Source organism: Desulforhopalus vacuolatus (genome assembly GCF_016918505.1).
In the GTDB taxonomy this organism is placed as follows: Bacteria; Desulfobacterota; Desulfobulbia; order Desulfobulbales; family Desulfocapsaceae; genus Desulforhopalus; species Desulforhopalus vacuolatus.
In genome coordinates this window covers 24,370-39,104 of the sequence record NZ_JAFFPZ010000001.1, presented here as the reverse complement: position 1 = coordinate 39,104, position 14,735 = coordinate 24,370, and the positions used below count along the sequence as shown (strand labels likewise).

Genomic DNA, 14,735 nt, shown 5'->3' with positions numbered 1-14,735 from the left:
GTGTTCTCTGGTTAATACAAAATGTAAATGGTATTACTTGAATTCAGACCGGTATCTGCGCTGTTGTGAGATGGAAAAAGCAGACAACCATCAAAATTGGGCAGGACTGTGAAACTGTAACCACTCTCCGTTCTGCGGATGGTGGAAGGCAAGGTCTGTGGCATGCAGCAGCATCCGGGTGCCATCTTTTCCGCTGCCGTAGAAAAAATCGCCGACAATCGGGCAGTTGAGACCAAGGTGGTGGGCGCAGTGCAGCCGCAGCTGATGGGTACGGCCAGTGAGCGGCTGAAGGCGGAGACGGGTGGTCCTGTCCTGCACGGCGAGTCGCTGCCAGCGGGTGATGCCGGGTTTGCCCCGTTCCGGGTCGTAGATTTGCAGGGGGCGGTTCTCTACATCAAGGCGAAAGGCGAGGCGAATCTCCCCCGTTTCCTGCGGTACAAAACCCTCTACCACTGCTTCATAAAACTTTTCCACTTCCCGTCGTTCAAACTGGCAGGAGAGGTTGCGGTGAACCGCCTTTGTGCGGGCAAAGACCAGCAGCCCGGAGGTCGCCATATCCAGCCGATGCACCGCTGGCTGCTCCGGCATGTCGAGGTATATCCGGCGCAACCGGGCAGAGAGGCAGTCCTGTTTCTCCGGGCCTCGGCCTGGTACACTGAGAAGCCCGCCGGGTTTGTGTGCTACAACAATATATTCATCTGCAAAAATAATTTTCATCTCAGAGTCCGCAGAGCATGAAGCCCAGCAGCGGCACACACCTCGTGTCGCAGGGCAGATAAAATTCCCCATGGTGACAGCTGCCTGAGCGAGTCTGCCGACCGATAAAGAACTCGCATAATCCCAGGGGGTACAGATCGTTGCATGCCGCATGGTGAAGCAGTTTCGGCGTACAGCACTCTCCGGTACCGGTAGGAATGCCCCGTCCGGCAAAGATTTCTTCCAGTCCGGCATTCTCTCCGCGGAAGTTGCGCAGGCGGTAGAGGTTGCGCACCTCAAGGTTGAAGTGACGAGAGAGTTCGCGGCGGTGCTGCTTCAGTCTTCCCCTGCGGGGATCATCTTTCGCCATCTCTTTCAGCTCCCTGCTGATTACTTTAATGGCAGGTTCCAGAGTGGCGTTAATTTTCGTAAACACTGCCGGATCAATCACCGGCGGTACCCAACCCGGTACCAGCCAGCGGCCGTTGTACTGACCGGAAAAAGCGCGGAGGAAACCCTGCTCTCCTTTACAATTTACATATTCAAGCAGGCCGAACATCTTGCCTCGCGCTTCGCCGAGAAGAAAGTCTGCAGAGCAGGCGCGGTTCCGCTGTGGAGGCGGGGTGAAGAGGTCTATACTTTCTGCCTGGAGGATGTTTTCAAGCAGGCGCTCTGCCTCTTTCAGTGTGTTGCCGGGGGGGATGCTGTGGTACCTGCCGCACCTTTTGCACCAGCCTCCCGCTGCTGGTAATTTGTCTGCCTGCATTGGATATATACCATTCCGATTAAGTTATGACCTCACTAAATGCCATTTTCACTTTCTATTGGCGAATGTAAAGGCAGGGCCTTTTTCCGTCTTATCCTCACTCCTCTTCAATCACAATCATCTTCTGCCACTTCCCGCTGAGGTATCGTCGCAGGGAGATGGTGAAGATTATTGCGAGGAAAGCCAGCACTGCAAACCATGCGGTGGTGATACTGATATCAAAGAACACAATACCCACCCACACAGGCAGTACCATGGTGAAGATTCCGGTGAGCCCCGCCGCCCACATCATGTAGGCGGTGTCACCCGCTCCGCGCAGGGCCCCGCTGAAAACCATGTAGAAGGCATCGAAAAACAGGAAGGCTGCCACAATGCGCAGCAGTATCACCGCCATCTCCTGTACAGCCTGTCCCTCCGGTCCGTTCTCTACAAAAAAAGGTGACAGGAGAACCTCAGGATAGAACAGCATGGCGATATCAACCAGCAGAACATAGAAAAAAAGCATTTCCGAGGCGCGGCGTACAGCGTCTTTTGCCTGCTTTGGTTTGCCCCGGCCAAGTGCCTGTCCCACGAGAATACTCACTCCCTGTGAAGCTCCCATCGCCGGCATGAAGGAGAGGGAGTTGATGGAAAAAACGATGTTGGTGGCGGCAAGGGCATTCCCGCCGATGCGACCGATCAGCAGAATGAAAAAGGTGAAGGTGGCAACATCAGTGGTGAACTGCATCGCCCCGGGGATACCGAAACGCATGAGACGGAAAAAGCGTTTACGGTGGAAACGCCATCCGTCAAAGACCGCGAATTCTTTATTGTTGTGGCGGGTGAAAATGAGGATGGCGAGCAGCAGGGTGTTTACCATCCAGGAGAATACCGTGGCGATGGCAGCACCGCCGATACCGCACTCCGGGAAGCCTATATGGCCGAAGATAAGGGCGTAATCGAGGGGAATATTGATGATAACGCCGATAAAAGTTATGACCATCACCGGACGGGTCAGTCCGCGGCCGGTGAGAAAGGCACTGAGAGTAACCATGGTGAGCTGCAGCACCGAGCCGTTGCAGAGAATGGAGAAGTAGGTGCGCTCAAGCTGCTGCACCCTGGCGGTGTGACCAACGAAGGCGAAAATGGGTTCGGCGAAGAGACCGAGTATAAAAATAACCACTGCCGCCCCCAGTGAAAACCATATTGCCTGCCAAAGAACGCTGCCCACCTTGCGGTGGTCACCCCGGCCGGTGTACTGGGCAATGAAAACTCCTGCATAACCACTGACGCCACCGAAGAAAACCAGAAAGAGAAAGGAGACGCTGGCTGCCGGCAGGGCTGCTGAGATGGCATCTATCTCATAGTTGGCAAGAAAGATGCGGTCGGTGAATTCCATCATGGTCGTGGCCGACAGACTCAGAACCAGTGGCAGGCAGACGCGCAAGACGGTTCGGTACTGCAGGTAACGCTTTGGAGTTATATGGAAAAGTTGTAATAGTATATTCATAATTATATTGGATTATTGATGCAGACGGGTCGCAGGATAGTCTTTCTTGTTCCGGGCGTCATCCCTTTTCACTGGAGTTTGTCATGGCCAAAATGCAGCTGGTAATTTTCTCCTTCGGGTATAAATACGGCTGTCCGCGTGATACAAATTTCCTCCTTGATATCCGTTGTCTGCCGAATCCCTTCTGGGAGGATTCTCTTCGGGCCCGCAATGGGCAGGACGGGGAAATTGCCGCTTACGTGCTGGACAGCAGTGAAGGGAGGGAGTTGAAGGGACAGTTGCTTGAGTTGCTTCGCCTGTGGCTTGTTCAACAGGCAGCTGCGGACAAAGAGGTGTTGCGGCTGGCTATTGGATGTACGGGGGGCCGACATCGTTCCGTCGCCATGACCGAATTCCTTGCCGCGCAGCTCTCCGAACAGTATCCGGTGGAGTTATTTCACCGTGATATGGAAAAGGACAGTTTCTGAGTATAACAGATTTGATTTATCCCTCTTTCCCCTTCTTTGTACTTCCCTTCTGAGTAAAAAATACCCGGTTGTTTCTTTGTGGCCGGGTATTTTTTACTCTTCTTTCGCGGCCGGGTATTTTTTTTCTCTAAAATAATATCGAAATTCCTGTGTGTTACAGAAAATATTATATATGGCACGATGATTGCTTTATAAAAGCAAAGGGCGCCGGGATAAGGACTCGGGGTTCAGTTTCTTTTGAGATAAAATTTTTGCTTTTCGATCAGAAAGAACAATATTTATAACAGACGGGAAGTATCCATACTCTGGGAACAGAATCAGCAAAAATGCTGATTTAACTGGCTCGCAGTAACGGGCCGTGTAACGAACAAGGAGAATAATCATGAAAAAAACAATTGCTGCAGCAGTCATTGCCGTAACCTGTTTAACCGCTGGATCCGTTCTGGCATATAATGGACATCGAAATGACGGCAATACTGTGTATTGCCCTGTAAGCAGGGTACAGATGCAACAGTTTGATGCAGCCATGCAGACGAAAGTGAATACCTTTTTGACTGAGAATGCCGGGTTGCGTAAACAACTGGCAATGAAAAGGGCCGAGTACCAGGCAGTGATGCTGGGTGCTTCCCCGAATGCCAGTCAGGCTGCGGCCCTCGCCGGTGAGATCTTTGACCTGCGTTATACTCTGCAGACCAAAGCTCAGACAGCCGGGCTTGCCGGCTGTCTCGGCGGTATGGGTATGAAACACGGAATGGGACGCGGAAATGACGGAGGTTATTACAGGCAGGGGATGGAACGTGGCATGAGAATGGGCGTTCCGGTTCCTGTCCCCGTTGAAATAATCGATGACGGACAATAAGAAAGTTCCCGGCAGAAAAGGATTCCCAGCTCCTGGTTGAAATCCTGCAATTTTCTGAGAAAGTAAAAGGCCATACCCGCGAAAAGCGGGTATGGCCTTTTTTTCTGCCTCCTGCCTCCTTTCTCCCTTTTTGTCTTTGTCTTTTTCCATAACATATTGAGACGTTACATTTCCAGCAGGTATGATTTTGATCACGGAGTCCAGCGCTTACCTGGAGTCTGGCGCTTACCTCCGAGGATACATTTTTGAGGGGAACAAAGAAGATGGATGATTATTCTATGTTTTCTTTTGTTGCTGGCTGTTTGGTGGTAGTATCCCCCCTGTTTCCGGAACCCGTTATCAGGTGTCTCCAGTCCATCCCTTTTGCGGATCCCCTGTATACTAGAGAAAAAAATGGAATTACTTATTTATGGTGCTACCGAAGTGGCTTTTCTGCTCGCCTCCCGTCTTCACCAGAAGCACAATGTTACTCTGCTCAGTGAAGCATTCCCCGGGAAGCGCTTCACTGATCTTGATGTGAGCATCGTCCAGGGAAGCGCGGGGGATATCGGATTGCTTGAAGAGATCGATGCCGGGAAAAAGCAACTCTTTATTGCCTGCAGCGAACTGGATGAAGGCAACATTGTTGCCTGCTGGACCCTGAAAAAACTCGGTGATATTGAGACCATTTGTTTCATCTCCAAAGCTGATCTCAATCACAATTTCGCCAGCAGTGCCCGCAGTCAGTACCGTACCCGTTATGACCTCGACTCGGTGATCTGGCCGGAACATCTTCTTGTGCAGGATATCTTCCGCATTCTTTCTGTCCCTCATGCCCTCGATGTGGAATACCTCGCCGGTGGCCGCGCGCGGCTTTTTGAATATCGGATCTGGGAGGAGTCAAAAATGGCGGGCAGGATGATTTTGCAGTGTGATTTCCCGAAAGGGGTTTTGATCGGCGGTATCATGCGCGGGGGGAAGCTCTTCATTCCAGATGGGCAGACAGTGATTGAGAAAGAGGACAAGGTCTTCTTTCTGGGCCGGAGTGAAGCGCTGGACGATCTTGCCGCGCGATTTTTCCACAGTCGCAACGAGGTGAAACGGGTTTCTATTATTGGCGGTGGTGAGGTCGGGTTCATGCTCGCCCGGCGCCTTGAGGTAATCGGGGTAAAGGTTAAACTTATTGAGGTGAATGCTGAACGCTGCGATATGCTCGCAGATACCTTAAAGACCACCCTGGTTCTCAACGGAGACGGCACCGATCTGGATTTACTTGAGAGTGAATCCATTGCCAAAGCTGATGCCTGTATCTGTATTACCAACAACGATGAAAAAAATCTCCTGTGCTCCCTGCTGGTCAAGCAGCTCGGCAGCCAGAGAATCATTACCCGCGCCGAAACCATGCAAAACTATCGCGTCTTTGAGCATGTGGGAATTGATGTTGTGGTTTCGCCGAAAGCTTCCGCGTTGACGGAAGTGCTTAACTGTGTGCAGGCCCACGATGTGAATGTGGTGGCAGTTCTGGAGGGTGACAGTGGCGAGGTGCTGCGGCTTACCCTGCCGAAGGAATATACGTCGGCAGCGCTCAAAGATATCAAAATGCCCGTCCGGGCGGTAGTGGGAACCGTCCTGCGTGATCGGGAGTTAATTATCCCCAATGGCAAAACTCTACTCAGCCCGGGGGATCAGCTGGAAATCTTTACCATGAAAGAAGATTCCGAAAAGGTTCGTGAGTTTTTCTTTACCTGATATAAATCGCCATGAACCTTAAACGTATAGCCAGCGCACTCAGTGTCATTCTCCTCGCCTATGGAGTGGTCATGCTCCTGCCGGTGCTCTTCGCTCTTGCCGACAGCGAATTCAACGAGTCTCTCCCCTTTATCCTTGCTGCCGCCATCAGTGCCGGTATTGGTTTCATCTGCCGGTACCAGGGCCGCAGCGAAAGAGATTTCGATGATGTCAAGCGGACCGAGGGGCTGCTTATTGTTGCCATTACCTGGTGGGCTGCCTCTGTGGTGGGCGGCCTGCCCTACCTCTTTTTCGGCCTCTCGCCGGTGGATGCGCTCTTTGAATCCGCTTCCGGTCTGACCACTACCGGTGCCACCATCCTCACCGATTTCAGCCTCTACCCGCGTGCGTTTTATTTCTGGCGGAGTCTCACCCAGTGGCTTGGAGGATTGGGTATTATCGTACTTTTTGTGGCCGTGCTGCCACAGTTTGGAGTGGCGGGACGCAAGATATTTTTTGCCGAAGCACCCGGCCCGACCGAAGAAAAGATGACACCGCGTATCGCCCACACGGCCAAGGGGTTGTGGCTTGTCTACCTGCTGCTTACTCTCATGGAGATTGGGGCGCTTATGGGGGCAGGGCTTCCTTTCTATGATGCGCTCTGCAACTCGCTGACCACCCTCGCTGCGGGTGGTTTTTCACCCAATCCGCTTTCCATCTACGGTTACAATAACAACGCCGTTACCTGGATAATTACTGTTTTTATGGTATTGGCCGGAGCCAACTTCGCCATGCAGTACCAGCTCCTTTTTCGCCGTCGGCCGCGTATGGCACTGCGCAGTGAGGAGCTGCGTCTTTATCTCAGTGTGATTGTTGTCTCCGTAGCACTGCTCACCGCGTTACTGCTCAGAGAGAATTACGATTCAATCAATGATGCCCTGCGCGACGCCGCCTTTCAGGTGGTCTCCATCCTCACTACTGCCGGTTTTTCTTCCGCTGACTTCGCCCTCTGGCAGATCCCGGCGCAGGCGGTACTCCTGACCATGATGTTTATCGGCGGTTGTGCCGGATCAGCCGGTGGCGGTGTGAAGGTGGTACGGATTCTCTTTGTCTGGCGCTGGCTGAAGCGGGAAATTGCTCTGCTGATACATCCACAGGCGGTGCTGCCTGTCAAAATCGACTGCACCCCTGTTTCCAGCGATATTGGTCGACAAATGTTCAGTTTTCTCTTCTTTTATCTCGTTTTGGTGCTGTTTTCCGGTCTTCTCTGCAGTATGATTGAAGGTGACTTTTCCATCGGTTTTGTCGGCACCCTTGCCACTATTGGCAATGTGGGGCCAGGCTTTGGGGATCTTGGGCCCATGGGCACCTTCGGTAATCTGTACGTTTCCACGAAGATTATCTTCACGATAGACATGCTTGCCGGTCGCCTCGAACTTATTCCCTTCCTGATCATGCTGACCCCGGAATTCTGGCGTTTTGTGAGGGAGAAATAATGAAAGTCCTGTCTGTACCCTGCTTTTCTGATAATTATGCGTGGCTGCTCTTTTGTGAAGAGAGTGGTGAGGCTGCGGTGGTTGACCCCTCTGATGACGGGCCAGTGCTGCGGGAACTCGATCGACTCGGTGCGACACTGACCCATATCTTCTGCACCCATCACCATAACGATCATGTGGAAGGGATTGCCGAGTTAAAAAAACGCTGGCCGCAGGCGGAAGTCTTCTGCTGCAGCTCAGATCTGCCGCTCATCCCCGGAGCCGAAAAGGGGCTGGAAGAGGGTGACAGTGTGAATTTCTGCGGCTGTAAGGCTCAGCTTTTCTCTACGCCGGGGCATACACAGGGTGGCATCTGCTACCTCTTTGGTCATTATCTCTTTACCGGAGATACCCTTTTTGGTGGTGGATGCGGCCGACTTTTTGGGGGTGAAGCCTGGCAGATGAAGGATTCTCTGGAGAAGTTCACGTCACTTGACGATGCTGTACTGGTCTGCTGCGGTCATGAATACACTTTGAAAAATCTCCAGTTTGCCGCCGCCATCGATAATGGCAATGTCGCGTTGCAGGAACGGCTGCGCGAGGTGACGAAACTGCGTGAGGAAGGGAGATCCACTGTTCCTTCCACCCTTGGAGTTGAACGGCGTACCAACCCTTTTCTGCGCTGCGCAGAGCCTTCGCTGATAACGGCAGTGCAGAAAAAATTTCATCTGGACACCGTTGTGGGAGATCCTTCACTGGCTGTATTCATCGCTTTGCGACGGGCGCGGGACACTGCGTAATACGCAACATGAGCCATACCATTTACATTTTGTATTGGCGGATTCAAAGGAAGGGGGACGGGAGACGGGAGACAGGAGACGGGAGACAGGAGACAGGAAAAAACAGGGCAACAAAACTTGATAACATCCGTTGTGGGATGAGACGGCTTAAGGTGCTCTTGTGAAAGACGAAACAACAAAAGATTTTTTTACCACCGAAAAAATGCTTTATCCCATTTACACTTTGTATTGACCAAAGAACGCGACTGCGTAGACATTTTTTTTGGCGATGACGAATGAGTAATAATTCGTGTTTATTCGTGTCCATTCGTGGTTCCTTTTTGTAAATGGTATTATTCGATGTTCCCGGCAGTGTGCACGGGAACTCGTACAAAAAAACAAGAGAGTGAAAAATATTATGAAACGGAAGATCTGTGCGGCACTGCTTGCCATGGGACTGATACTCGGAGGTGCCAGTGCCGTTTTGGCGAAGAGTCAGACTCTTTCCATCAACCAGTTTGTCGAGCATCCATCACTTGATGCTATTCGTCAGGGCTTGCAGGATTATCTGCAAGAGCAGGGGATGGATGTGAAATTTATTGTTCATCTTGCCCAGGCTAACATGGCGACCTCCGGACAGATTGGTCGTCAACAGGTGGGGGAAAACGCGGATCTTATCGTTGCCATTGCTACTCCGTCGGCTCAGAGCAGTGTGCAGGCGATGGATCGTGCACCCCGGGAGATGAAGCGGCCCGTGCTTTTTGCCGGTATCACTGATCCTGTTGTTGCGGGACTGGTCAAGGATGCAGCTCACCCGCCAGAAATGGTCACCGGGATCTCCGATAAACTTCCGCTTGATCTCCAGCTGGCGATGATCCGGGAATTTATGGGACCCTTCAAAAAACTCGGTTATATTTATAATCCCGGTGAGACCAACTCGAAGGCGGTGCTTAAACAGTTGAAGGCGCTGGCGGATAAAGAGAACTTTGAGGTGGTGGAGGCGACTGCGGGCAAGACTGCGGATGTCTATCAGGCGGCCAACAGTCTCGCCGGCCGGGTGGATGCGGTATTTGTTGCCACAGATAACACCATTGTTGCGGGCATTGAGGCGCTGGTCAAAGTGGCACAGGACGCTGATTTTCCACTCTTTACGGCGGATGTGGATTCCGTAAAACGCGGTTCGGCAGCCTCCCTCGGCATGGATTACTATGAGCATGGTCGGCAGGCCGGGGCGATGGCAGAAAAGATTCTCAAGGGGATGAAACCCGGCGATTTACCGGTGGAGTATCAGGAAAAACTGGAGTTGCGGATCAACCTGCCATCGGCGCAGGCGATGGGCGTCACTCCTCCCCAGGAAATGCTGGATCGGGCAACGAAGGTTTATAAATAAGGGGGCCCTGGAACAGCTCGTATTTCGTTCATATTCGATGTTCCCATAACAGCACTTGCGCAAAAAAAGGCCACCGGCAGATATTGCCGGTGGCCTTCCTTTGTGCAGGATTTCTCTCACATACTGCACCGGGATCTCCGGCTTTTTATCATAACACGATGACACTCTACGCATTCTACGCGGCCCTGCAGCAGGGGCTGGTTTACGGCATTATGGCCATTGGGGTCTATCTTACTTTTCGGATTCTCGACTTTCCCGATCTCACCGTGGATGGCAGCCTGCCCCTCGGTGCGGCTATTTCTGCGGTGGCAATCACCAGCGGGGTGAATCCCTGGTTGTCGCTTCTGCTGGCGATGGGCGGCGGTTTTCTCGCCGGAATGGTAACGGCGGTGCTGACTACGCGCTTCCACATTCTTCATTTGCTCGCTTCCATCCTCACCATGACTGCGCTCTACTCAATCAATATCCGCATCATGGACGGTCCGAATGTGGCGCTGCTTGGCCGGCAGACGGTCTTTGACTGGGGGCTGAGTCTCGGTCTCCCCAGCCCCTGGCCGGAACTGATTGTTTTTGTCGGCGTCAGCGCGGTGGTTCTGCTGCTGCTCATCTGGTTTCTCACGACTGAACTGGGGCAGGCGGTGCTGGCTACTGGTGACAACCCGCAGATGATCCGCAGTCTTGGCGTTAATACCAGTTTTATTATCATTCTCGGGGTCGGTCTCTCCAACGCCCTGGTGGCGTTGAGCGGAGCGCTGGTGGCACAACATCAGGGGGCTGCAGATGTGAGCATGGGGGTGGGAACCATCGTTGCCGGGCTGGCCTCGGTAATTGTCGGGGAAACGGTGTTTGGCGACCGGACCCTGACGAAGGCATTGCTGGCCGCAGTCCTCGGTTCGATCCTGTATCGACTGGCCATTGGTTTTGCTCTCGGACTGGCGTTTTTCAATCCGAGTGATCTCAACCTGCTCACCTCCGTGCTTGTGGTGGTGGCAATGATTACTCCGAGTTTGAAAAGGAGGCTTTTTCAGCGATGATTACCCTGACCAATATCATTAAATATTTTCATAAGGGCAGTGTGAATGAGGTTTTTGCCCTCGATAAAATCAGCCTTCATCTGGAAGAGGGAGATTTTGTCACTGTAATCGGTTCCAACGGAGCGGGGAAATCGACTCTTCTGAATGGTATCGCGGGGACCTTCTTCCCCGATTCCGGGAAGATTGAGGTGGACGGGATGGATGTGACCCACTGGCCGGAATACCGTCGTGCAGCACTGGTGGCGCGGGTTTTTCAGGATCCTCTGCTCGGCACCTGTCCGGCGGCGACCATTGAGCAGAATCTCGCGCTTGCCTCGTTGAGGGGCAAGAGGAGAGGACTGGGACGGGGAGTAAAAACGGCAGACCGCATACTCTTCCGTGAAGCACTGGCCAGACTGCAGCTCGGGCTGGAGGATCGAATGCTCGACAAGGTTGGATTGCTCTCCGGCGGCCAGCGTCAGGCTCTTACCATGCTGATGGCTACGGCGGTGCGGCCGAAGGTGCTGTTGCTTGATGAGCATATTGCAGCGCTTGATCCTAAAACAGCTGGACAAATTCTTGGCCTGACGAGAGAGATCGTGGAGGGGCAGAAATTGACCACGCTGATGATCACCCACAATATGAACCACGCCATTGCCTTTGGAAATCGACTGGTCATGCTTCACCAGGGGCGAATTCTGCTTGATCTCAGTGGAGAGAAAAAGGCGGGCCTGACCGTGAAAGATTTGCTGGAGCAGTTTTATCATGCTCAGGGCGAGGAGCTGGCGACGGATTCTCTGTTGCTCGGGTAGAGTCTATTCGCCAAGAATCTTTTTCCATTCCAGTTGCTGAAAGGTGTGATGGAGAAGATGATCGTCGTCCACAAGCCGCAGATCAAGGTTGCTAAAGCTCTGTTCGGCCAGTGGCCCGGTGATTGCCGGAGGGGTGACGACATCATGTCTCCCGATCACCGCGAGGGTGGAAATGGGCAGTTTTTCCGCAGGTGGGCTGTAGTGGTAGTTGAGCGCCGGGGCGAGGAGCACCAGCTGCGTAACCCGGGTCGGGTATTTTATGGCAAAACAGGCTGCCATCAGACCGCCAAAGCTGGAACCGATAAGAGTAAGGTTGTCCTGCCCTTCGGTGAGCCGTTCAAATACTTCAAGGCGTTCGTCAAGGTCACCTGTGAAGTTGGGGCGTTTAATCTGTGGGAAGTGCATGGCGAAGTACTGACCTTTGGTTCCGTTACCGGAAGAATCGAGGCCGTGGAGGAAAAAGGTTTCTTTCATGGAAGGTTCCTTCTTGAGGTTTGAGATGAACAGCAGACAGCAACAATGATACCACAGAATTCCTCTATGGGTGAAACCGGGCATAAAGAAAGGCGGATGCAACCGAAGTTGCATCCGCCTTTCTTTACCTGTGAGCACGAACAGCCTTTGTCCCTTCTTCTCTCTTCAGCTGATGGCGATTTTCTGCACGGTTTCTACTTTTGGTTTGGCAATTTCCAATTTGAGTATTCCATTGTTGAACTTGCCTTTTACATCTTCACTTTTCACATCAAAAGGAAGGGTAAAACTCCGCTCGAAGCTGCCATAATGACATTCGCGCCGGTAGAGATTTTTTTCTTCGATCTCTTCCTCGCTTTTTCGCTCGCCGCTCAGGGTGAGCACCTTGCCTTTTACATCTACGTTGATATCTTCTTTGGCAACGCCCGGCATCTCGGCATTGATAAAGATCTTATTGTCTTTTTCGAAGATATCTACTTTAGGTCCTAAATCGTGATTTTTTGCCAGAGCTTCAGTTATGTATGCAAACGGAGCGAAAAAATCATCAAACATCGGATTGGAGAAATCGGTCTGATTTCTTTGTGCTGCAGAGTGTGGATTGTACCGTACGACGCTCATAATATATACCTCCATGTGCTTGTAGAAACCTCATGCCAACTCATTGTATATTCAAGGTTTCGTTGTTTTGTGCGCTTTCTTCAGCGCCTTTTCTTTTCTGCCCAATACAATAATTATCGGGCGTTGTGTGTCAAATAAAAAAATTACTTTTATTAATCTATATTTATAGTAACAAGATGACGGGATCATAAGGAGAGATGTAATGGATCAGGAAAGAATTGGTCAACTGCCGATCGGTGGCGGGGAGGCGGCCAGTCTTCGTGGCAGGCAATCGGTACGCACAACTTTTAAACTGCCTGAGCAGTCGATTCGTGCGCTGTCTCTGCTCGCCGGTCAGCTGGGAATCAAGCAGAAATCGCTTTTTGATCACCTCATTGCAGATATGGAGGCACTGACAGCGATTGCCAGGGAGTTTGATACGTTCCCGAGCGAGAGCAGGCGGGTAGCGAAGACGTACGTCATTTCAAAGAAAACACTGGAAAATCTTGAGCAGGTCTCCAGCGAGTACAATACGCCGAGGGATGCTCTCGTCACCGTCTCCATTAACCGGATTTTTCCACTCATTGAGCAGGAGAAAGAGAAGCACCTGCAGCGGCAGGATCTCGTCGGCGATGTGCGGCAGTGGCTCCTTGAGGGAACTGCACTGTGCACACAGGCGGAGTTGGAGCTGGGAGCGGATGACCCGGCCATGGCTGAACTCCGGGCCATGATGCGTCCGGTGGTGAAAGCTTTTGAAAATATAGAGAGTATGGTAAATAAAGGAAGTGAAATAGAGACCTTTCAAGTTGATTAACGGGTACCTTGAAACAGCCTGCATTCGTTCATATTCGAGGCACAGGAGGAAATTTACCACAGGTATATGTCTGATATCCGAGGATAAATTTTTGACTGTAACGAAGAAGATGGGCGAAAAACTGGTTATTCAAGATACCCTAATGGGAATCCTGTAGAAAATTATGGTCGATAAAGATAATCAAAAGAGGAAAGCAGAGAAGGGTAAAACCTTTGATACGGAATTTGAAGAAGACGCAGAGGGCAATTTGCCGGTTGTTGCTGCATCTTCTGATACAAACGACGCGGAGAAGTCTGAGTTACGAAAAGACACAGAGGAAAAGGGAAAACACGAATCCTCAAAGCGTGATCCTGCAAAGGATACTGCAAAAAAAGGCGATAATCAGTGGATCTATTTCACCGGTAAGGAAATTTATAATTTCTTCTCACGGGTGAAAAACAAGATCTCCGGCGTTACGGTGTACGCCCTTGTCGGCAAGAGTGGTACTGGCAAGAGTTTTCGTGCGCGGCTGCTGGCGGAAAAACTTGGTGTCTCTTTCATTATTGATGATGGACTTCTTATCTACGGCGATATTATTGTCGCCGGGCGTTCCGCCAAACAGGCTGCCGGTTATCTCAATGCCATCAAAACTGCGCTGTTCACTGAAGATGCTCACCGTGACATGGTGATGGCTGCCATCAAGGAACACAAGGTTAAAAAACTGCTGTTGCTCGGGACTTCAACCAAAATGGTACACCGGGTGGCTGATCGTCTTGACCTGCCGCCCATTACCCAGATCATCACGATTGAAGAGATTGCCAGTAAAGAAGATATTGAAGCTGCCATAAAGTCCCGGGAGGAGGGAAAGCATGTTATTCCTGTCCCTGCTATTGAAATTAAACGTGACTATTCTCGAATCCTCGCTGATACCATCAAGATTTTTTTCTTTTGGGACAAAAAGAAGGAAGAGGGAAAACAATCAAAGTTTTTTGAAAAATCGATTGTTCGACCTGATTTTGCAGGTCAACAGCGGCGCTCCGGTAAGGTAACTATCACCGAAGCCGCGTTATCGCAGATGATTTTTCACTGCATTGATGAGTTTGACAGCAGTGTCAGGGTAAAAAAATTGAAGATTAAGGTGCTCTCCTCCGGTTTTAGTGTTGAGATTGACCTGATTGTTCCCTTCGGCATGAATATCAACAGTGATCTTGAGGAGCTGCGCAACTATATCTGCAGCATGATTCAACGCTATACCGGTATTGGCATAGAGCATCTTGAATTGTCGGTGGCAGAGATTGTTTCACCAAAAGAGGAGGAAGAGGCGTGAGGGTCTTTTGCCCTTTTTCAGATGATTAGACCATTTCTATTACGTTATGCTCGTTTTACATCCTGTTTATCCATTCGTAATCGCCAAAAAAGAT

15 protein-coding genes are annotated in these 14,735 nt (G+C 51.3%); 10 read left to right on the top strand and 5 right to left on the bottom strand.

The window, feature by feature from the left end; genetic code table 11:
• Positions 1–90: 90 nt before the first annotated feature.
• The 3 genes from JWG39_RS00205 to JWG39_RS00195 all read right to left on the bottom strand — a co-directional run bounded on the left by JWG39_RS00205 (position 91) and on the right by JWG39_RS00195 (position 2,951).
• Positions 91–717, bottom strand: coding sequence for an RluA family pseudouridine synthase (locus JWG39_RS00205; RefSeq protein ID WP_205217329.1), 627 nt, complete (start codon positions 715–717; stop codon positions 91–93).
• Position 718: 1 nt separating this feature from the next.
• Positions 719–1,462, bottom strand: a complete 744-nt coding sequence (locus tag JWG39_RS00200; protein ID WP_205217328.1) for a hypothetical protein — start codon at positions 1,460–1,462, stop codon at positions 719–721.
• A gap of 97 nt (positions 1,463–1,559) precedes the next feature.
• A complete protein-coding gene (locus JWG39_RS00195; RefSeq protein ID WP_205217327.1) occupies positions 1,560–2,951 on the bottom strand; it encodes an MATE family efflux transporter in 1,392 nt (463 codons plus the stop codon).
• Positions 2,952–3,034: 83 nt separating this feature from the next.
• On the opposite strand from JWG39_RS00195, the gene JWG39_RS00190 reads away from it, so the two are divergent.
• From JWG39_RS00190 to JWG39_RS00155, 8 genes are all read left to right on the top strand, one after another.
• Positions 3,035–3,418, top strand: a complete 384-nt coding sequence (locus JWG39_RS00190; protein WP_205217326.1) for a RapZ C-terminal domain-containing protein — start codon at positions 3,035–3,037, stop codon at positions 3,416–3,418.
• A gap of 382 nt (positions 3,419–3,800) precedes the next feature.
• Positions 3,801–4,277, top strand: coding sequence for a hypothetical protein (locus JWG39_RS00185; RefSeq protein ID WP_205217325.1), 477 nt, complete (start codon positions 3,801–3,803; stop codon positions 4,275–4,277).
• 393 nt (positions 4,278–4,670) lie between these two features.
• Positions 4,671–6,005: a Trk system potassium transporter TrkA gene (gene trkA, locus JWG39_RS00180; RefSeq protein WP_205217324.1), complete on the top strand. Its 1,335-nt coding sequence runs from the start codon at positions 4,671–4,673 to the stop codon at positions 6,003–6,005.
• Between the two features lie 11 nt (positions 6,006–6,016).
• Positions 6,017–7,480 (top strand): TrkH family potassium uptake protein, encoded by a 1,464-nt coding sequence (locus JWG39_RS00175; protein WP_205217323.1) that lies wholly within the window; start codon positions 6,017–6,019, stop codon positions 7,478–7,480.
• Positions 7,480–8,259, top strand: a complete 780-nt coding sequence (gene gloB, locus JWG39_RS00170) for a hydroxyacylglutathione hydrolase (protein WP_205217322.1) — start codon at positions 7,480–7,482, stop codon at positions 8,257–8,259. The genes JWG39_RS00175 and gloB overlap by 1 nt, the downstream gene beginning before the upstream one ends.
• A 397-nt stretch (positions 8,260–8,656) precedes the next feature.
• The gene (locus JWG39_RS00165; protein ID WP_205217321.1) at positions 8,657–9,628 is read left to right on the top strand and encodes an ABC transporter substrate-binding protein; all 972 of its coding nucleotides are present in this window, start codon (positions 8,657–8,659) and stop codon (positions 9,626–9,628) included.
• Between the two features lie 158 nt (positions 9,629–9,786).
• Complete coding sequence (locus JWG39_RS00160; protein WP_205217593.1) at positions 9,787–10,662, top strand: ABC transporter permease; 876 nt, start codon at positions 9,787–9,789, stop codon at positions 10,660–10,662.
• Complete coding sequence (locus JWG39_RS00155) at positions 10,659–11,453, top strand: ABC transporter ATP-binding protein (protein ID WP_205217320.1); 795 nt, start codon at positions 10,659–10,661, stop codon at positions 11,451–11,453. The genes JWG39_RS00160 and JWG39_RS00155 overlap by 4 nt, the downstream gene beginning before the upstream one ends.
• A 3-nt stretch (positions 11,454–11,456) precedes the next feature.
• Here JWG39_RS00155 and JWG39_RS00150 read toward each other — a convergent pair whose 3' ends face one another.
• The gene (locus JWG39_RS00150) at positions 11,457–12,011 is read right to left on the bottom strand and encodes an alpha/beta fold hydrolase (protein WP_205217592.1); all 555 of its coding nucleotides are present in this window, start codon (positions 12,009–12,011) and stop codon (positions 11,457–11,459) included.
• Positions 12,012–12,092: 81 nt separating this feature from the next.
• Positions 12,093–12,542 (bottom strand): Hsp20/alpha crystallin family protein, encoded by a 450-nt coding sequence (locus tag JWG39_RS00145; RefSeq protein ID WP_205217319.1) that lies wholly within the window; start codon positions 12,540–12,542, stop codon positions 12,093–12,095.
• A 202-nt stretch (positions 12,543–12,744) separates the two neighbouring features.
• Between JWG39_RS00145 and JWG39_RS00140 the strand changes: the two genes are divergently transcribed.
• Positions 12,745–13,335 carry a hypothetical protein gene (locus JWG39_RS00140; RefSeq protein WP_205217318.1) on the top strand — a complete coding sequence of 197 codons (591 nt, stop codon included), beginning with the start codon at positions 12,745–12,747 and terminating at the stop codon, positions 13,333–13,335.
• A 163-nt stretch (positions 13,336–13,498) separates the two neighbouring features.
• Positions 13,499–14,641 (top strand): P-loop NTPase family protein, encoded by a 1,143-nt coding sequence (locus tag JWG39_RS00135; RefSeq protein ID WP_240191900.1) that lies wholly within the window; start codon positions 13,499–13,501, stop codon positions 14,639–14,641.
• Positions 14,642–14,735: the final 94 nt, after the last annotated feature.

What these genes read in the sequence shown, in the direction of transcription:
- JWG39_RS00205 (WP_205217329.1), bottom strand. Translation starts at nt 717, where the DNA reads ATGAAAATTATTTTTGCAGATGAATATATTGTTGTAGCACACAAACCC.
- JWG39_RS00200 (WP_205217328.1), bottom strand. Translation starts at nt 1,462, where the DNA reads ATGCAGGCAGACAAATTACCAGCAGCGGGAGGCTGGTGCAAAAGGTGC.
- JWG39_RS00195 (WP_205217327.1), bottom strand. Translation starts at nt 2,951, where the DNA reads ATGAATATACTATTACAACTTTTCCATATAACTCCAAAGCGTTACCTG.
- JWG39_RS00190 (WP_205217326.1), top strand. Translation starts at nt 3,035, where the DNA reads ATGGCCAAAATGCAGCTGGTAATTTTCTCCTTCGGGTATAAATACGGC.
- JWG39_RS00185 (WP_205217325.1), top strand. Translation starts at nt 3,801, where the DNA reads ATGAAAAAAACAATTGCTGCAGCAGTCATTGCCGTAACCTGTTTAACC.
- trkA (WP_205217324.1), top strand. Translation starts at nt 4,671, where the DNA reads ATGGAATTACTTATTTATGGTGCTACCGAAGTGGCTTTTCTGCTCGCC.
- JWG39_RS00175 (WP_205217323.1), top strand. Translation starts at nt 6,017, where the DNA reads ATGAACCTTAAACGTATAGCCAGCGCACTCAGTGTCATTCTCCTCGCC.
- gloB (WP_205217322.1), top strand. Translation starts at nt 7,480, where the DNA reads ATGAAAGTCCTGTCTGTACCCTGCTTTTCTGATAATTATGCGTGGCTG.
- JWG39_RS00165 (WP_205217321.1), top strand. Translation starts at nt 8,657, where the DNA reads ATGAAACGGAAGATCTGTGCGGCACTGCTTGCCATGGGACTGATACTC.
- JWG39_RS00160 (WP_205217593.1), top strand. Translation starts at nt 9,787, where the DNA reads ATGACACTCTACGCATTCTACGCGGCCCTGCAGCAGGGGCTGGTTTAC.
- JWG39_RS00155 (WP_205217320.1), top strand. Translation starts at nt 10,659, where the DNA reads ATGATTACCCTGACCAATATCATTAAATATTTTCATAAGGGCAGTGTG.
- JWG39_RS00150 (WP_205217592.1), bottom strand. Translation starts at nt 12,011, where the DNA reads ATGCCCGGTTTCACCCATAGAGGAATTCTGTGGTATCATTGTTGCTGT.
- JWG39_RS00145 (WP_205217319.1), bottom strand. Translation starts at nt 12,542, where the DNA reads ATGAGCGTCGTACGGTACAATCCACACTCTGCAGCACAAAGAAATCAG.
- JWG39_RS00140 (WP_205217318.1), top strand. Translation starts at nt 12,745, where the DNA reads ATGGATCAGGAAAGAATTGGTCAACTGCCGATCGGTGGCGGGGAGGCG.
- JWG39_RS00135 (WP_240191900.1), top strand. Translation starts at nt 13,499, where the DNA reads ATGGTCGATAAAGATAATCAAAAGAGGAAAGCAGAGAAGGGTAAAACC.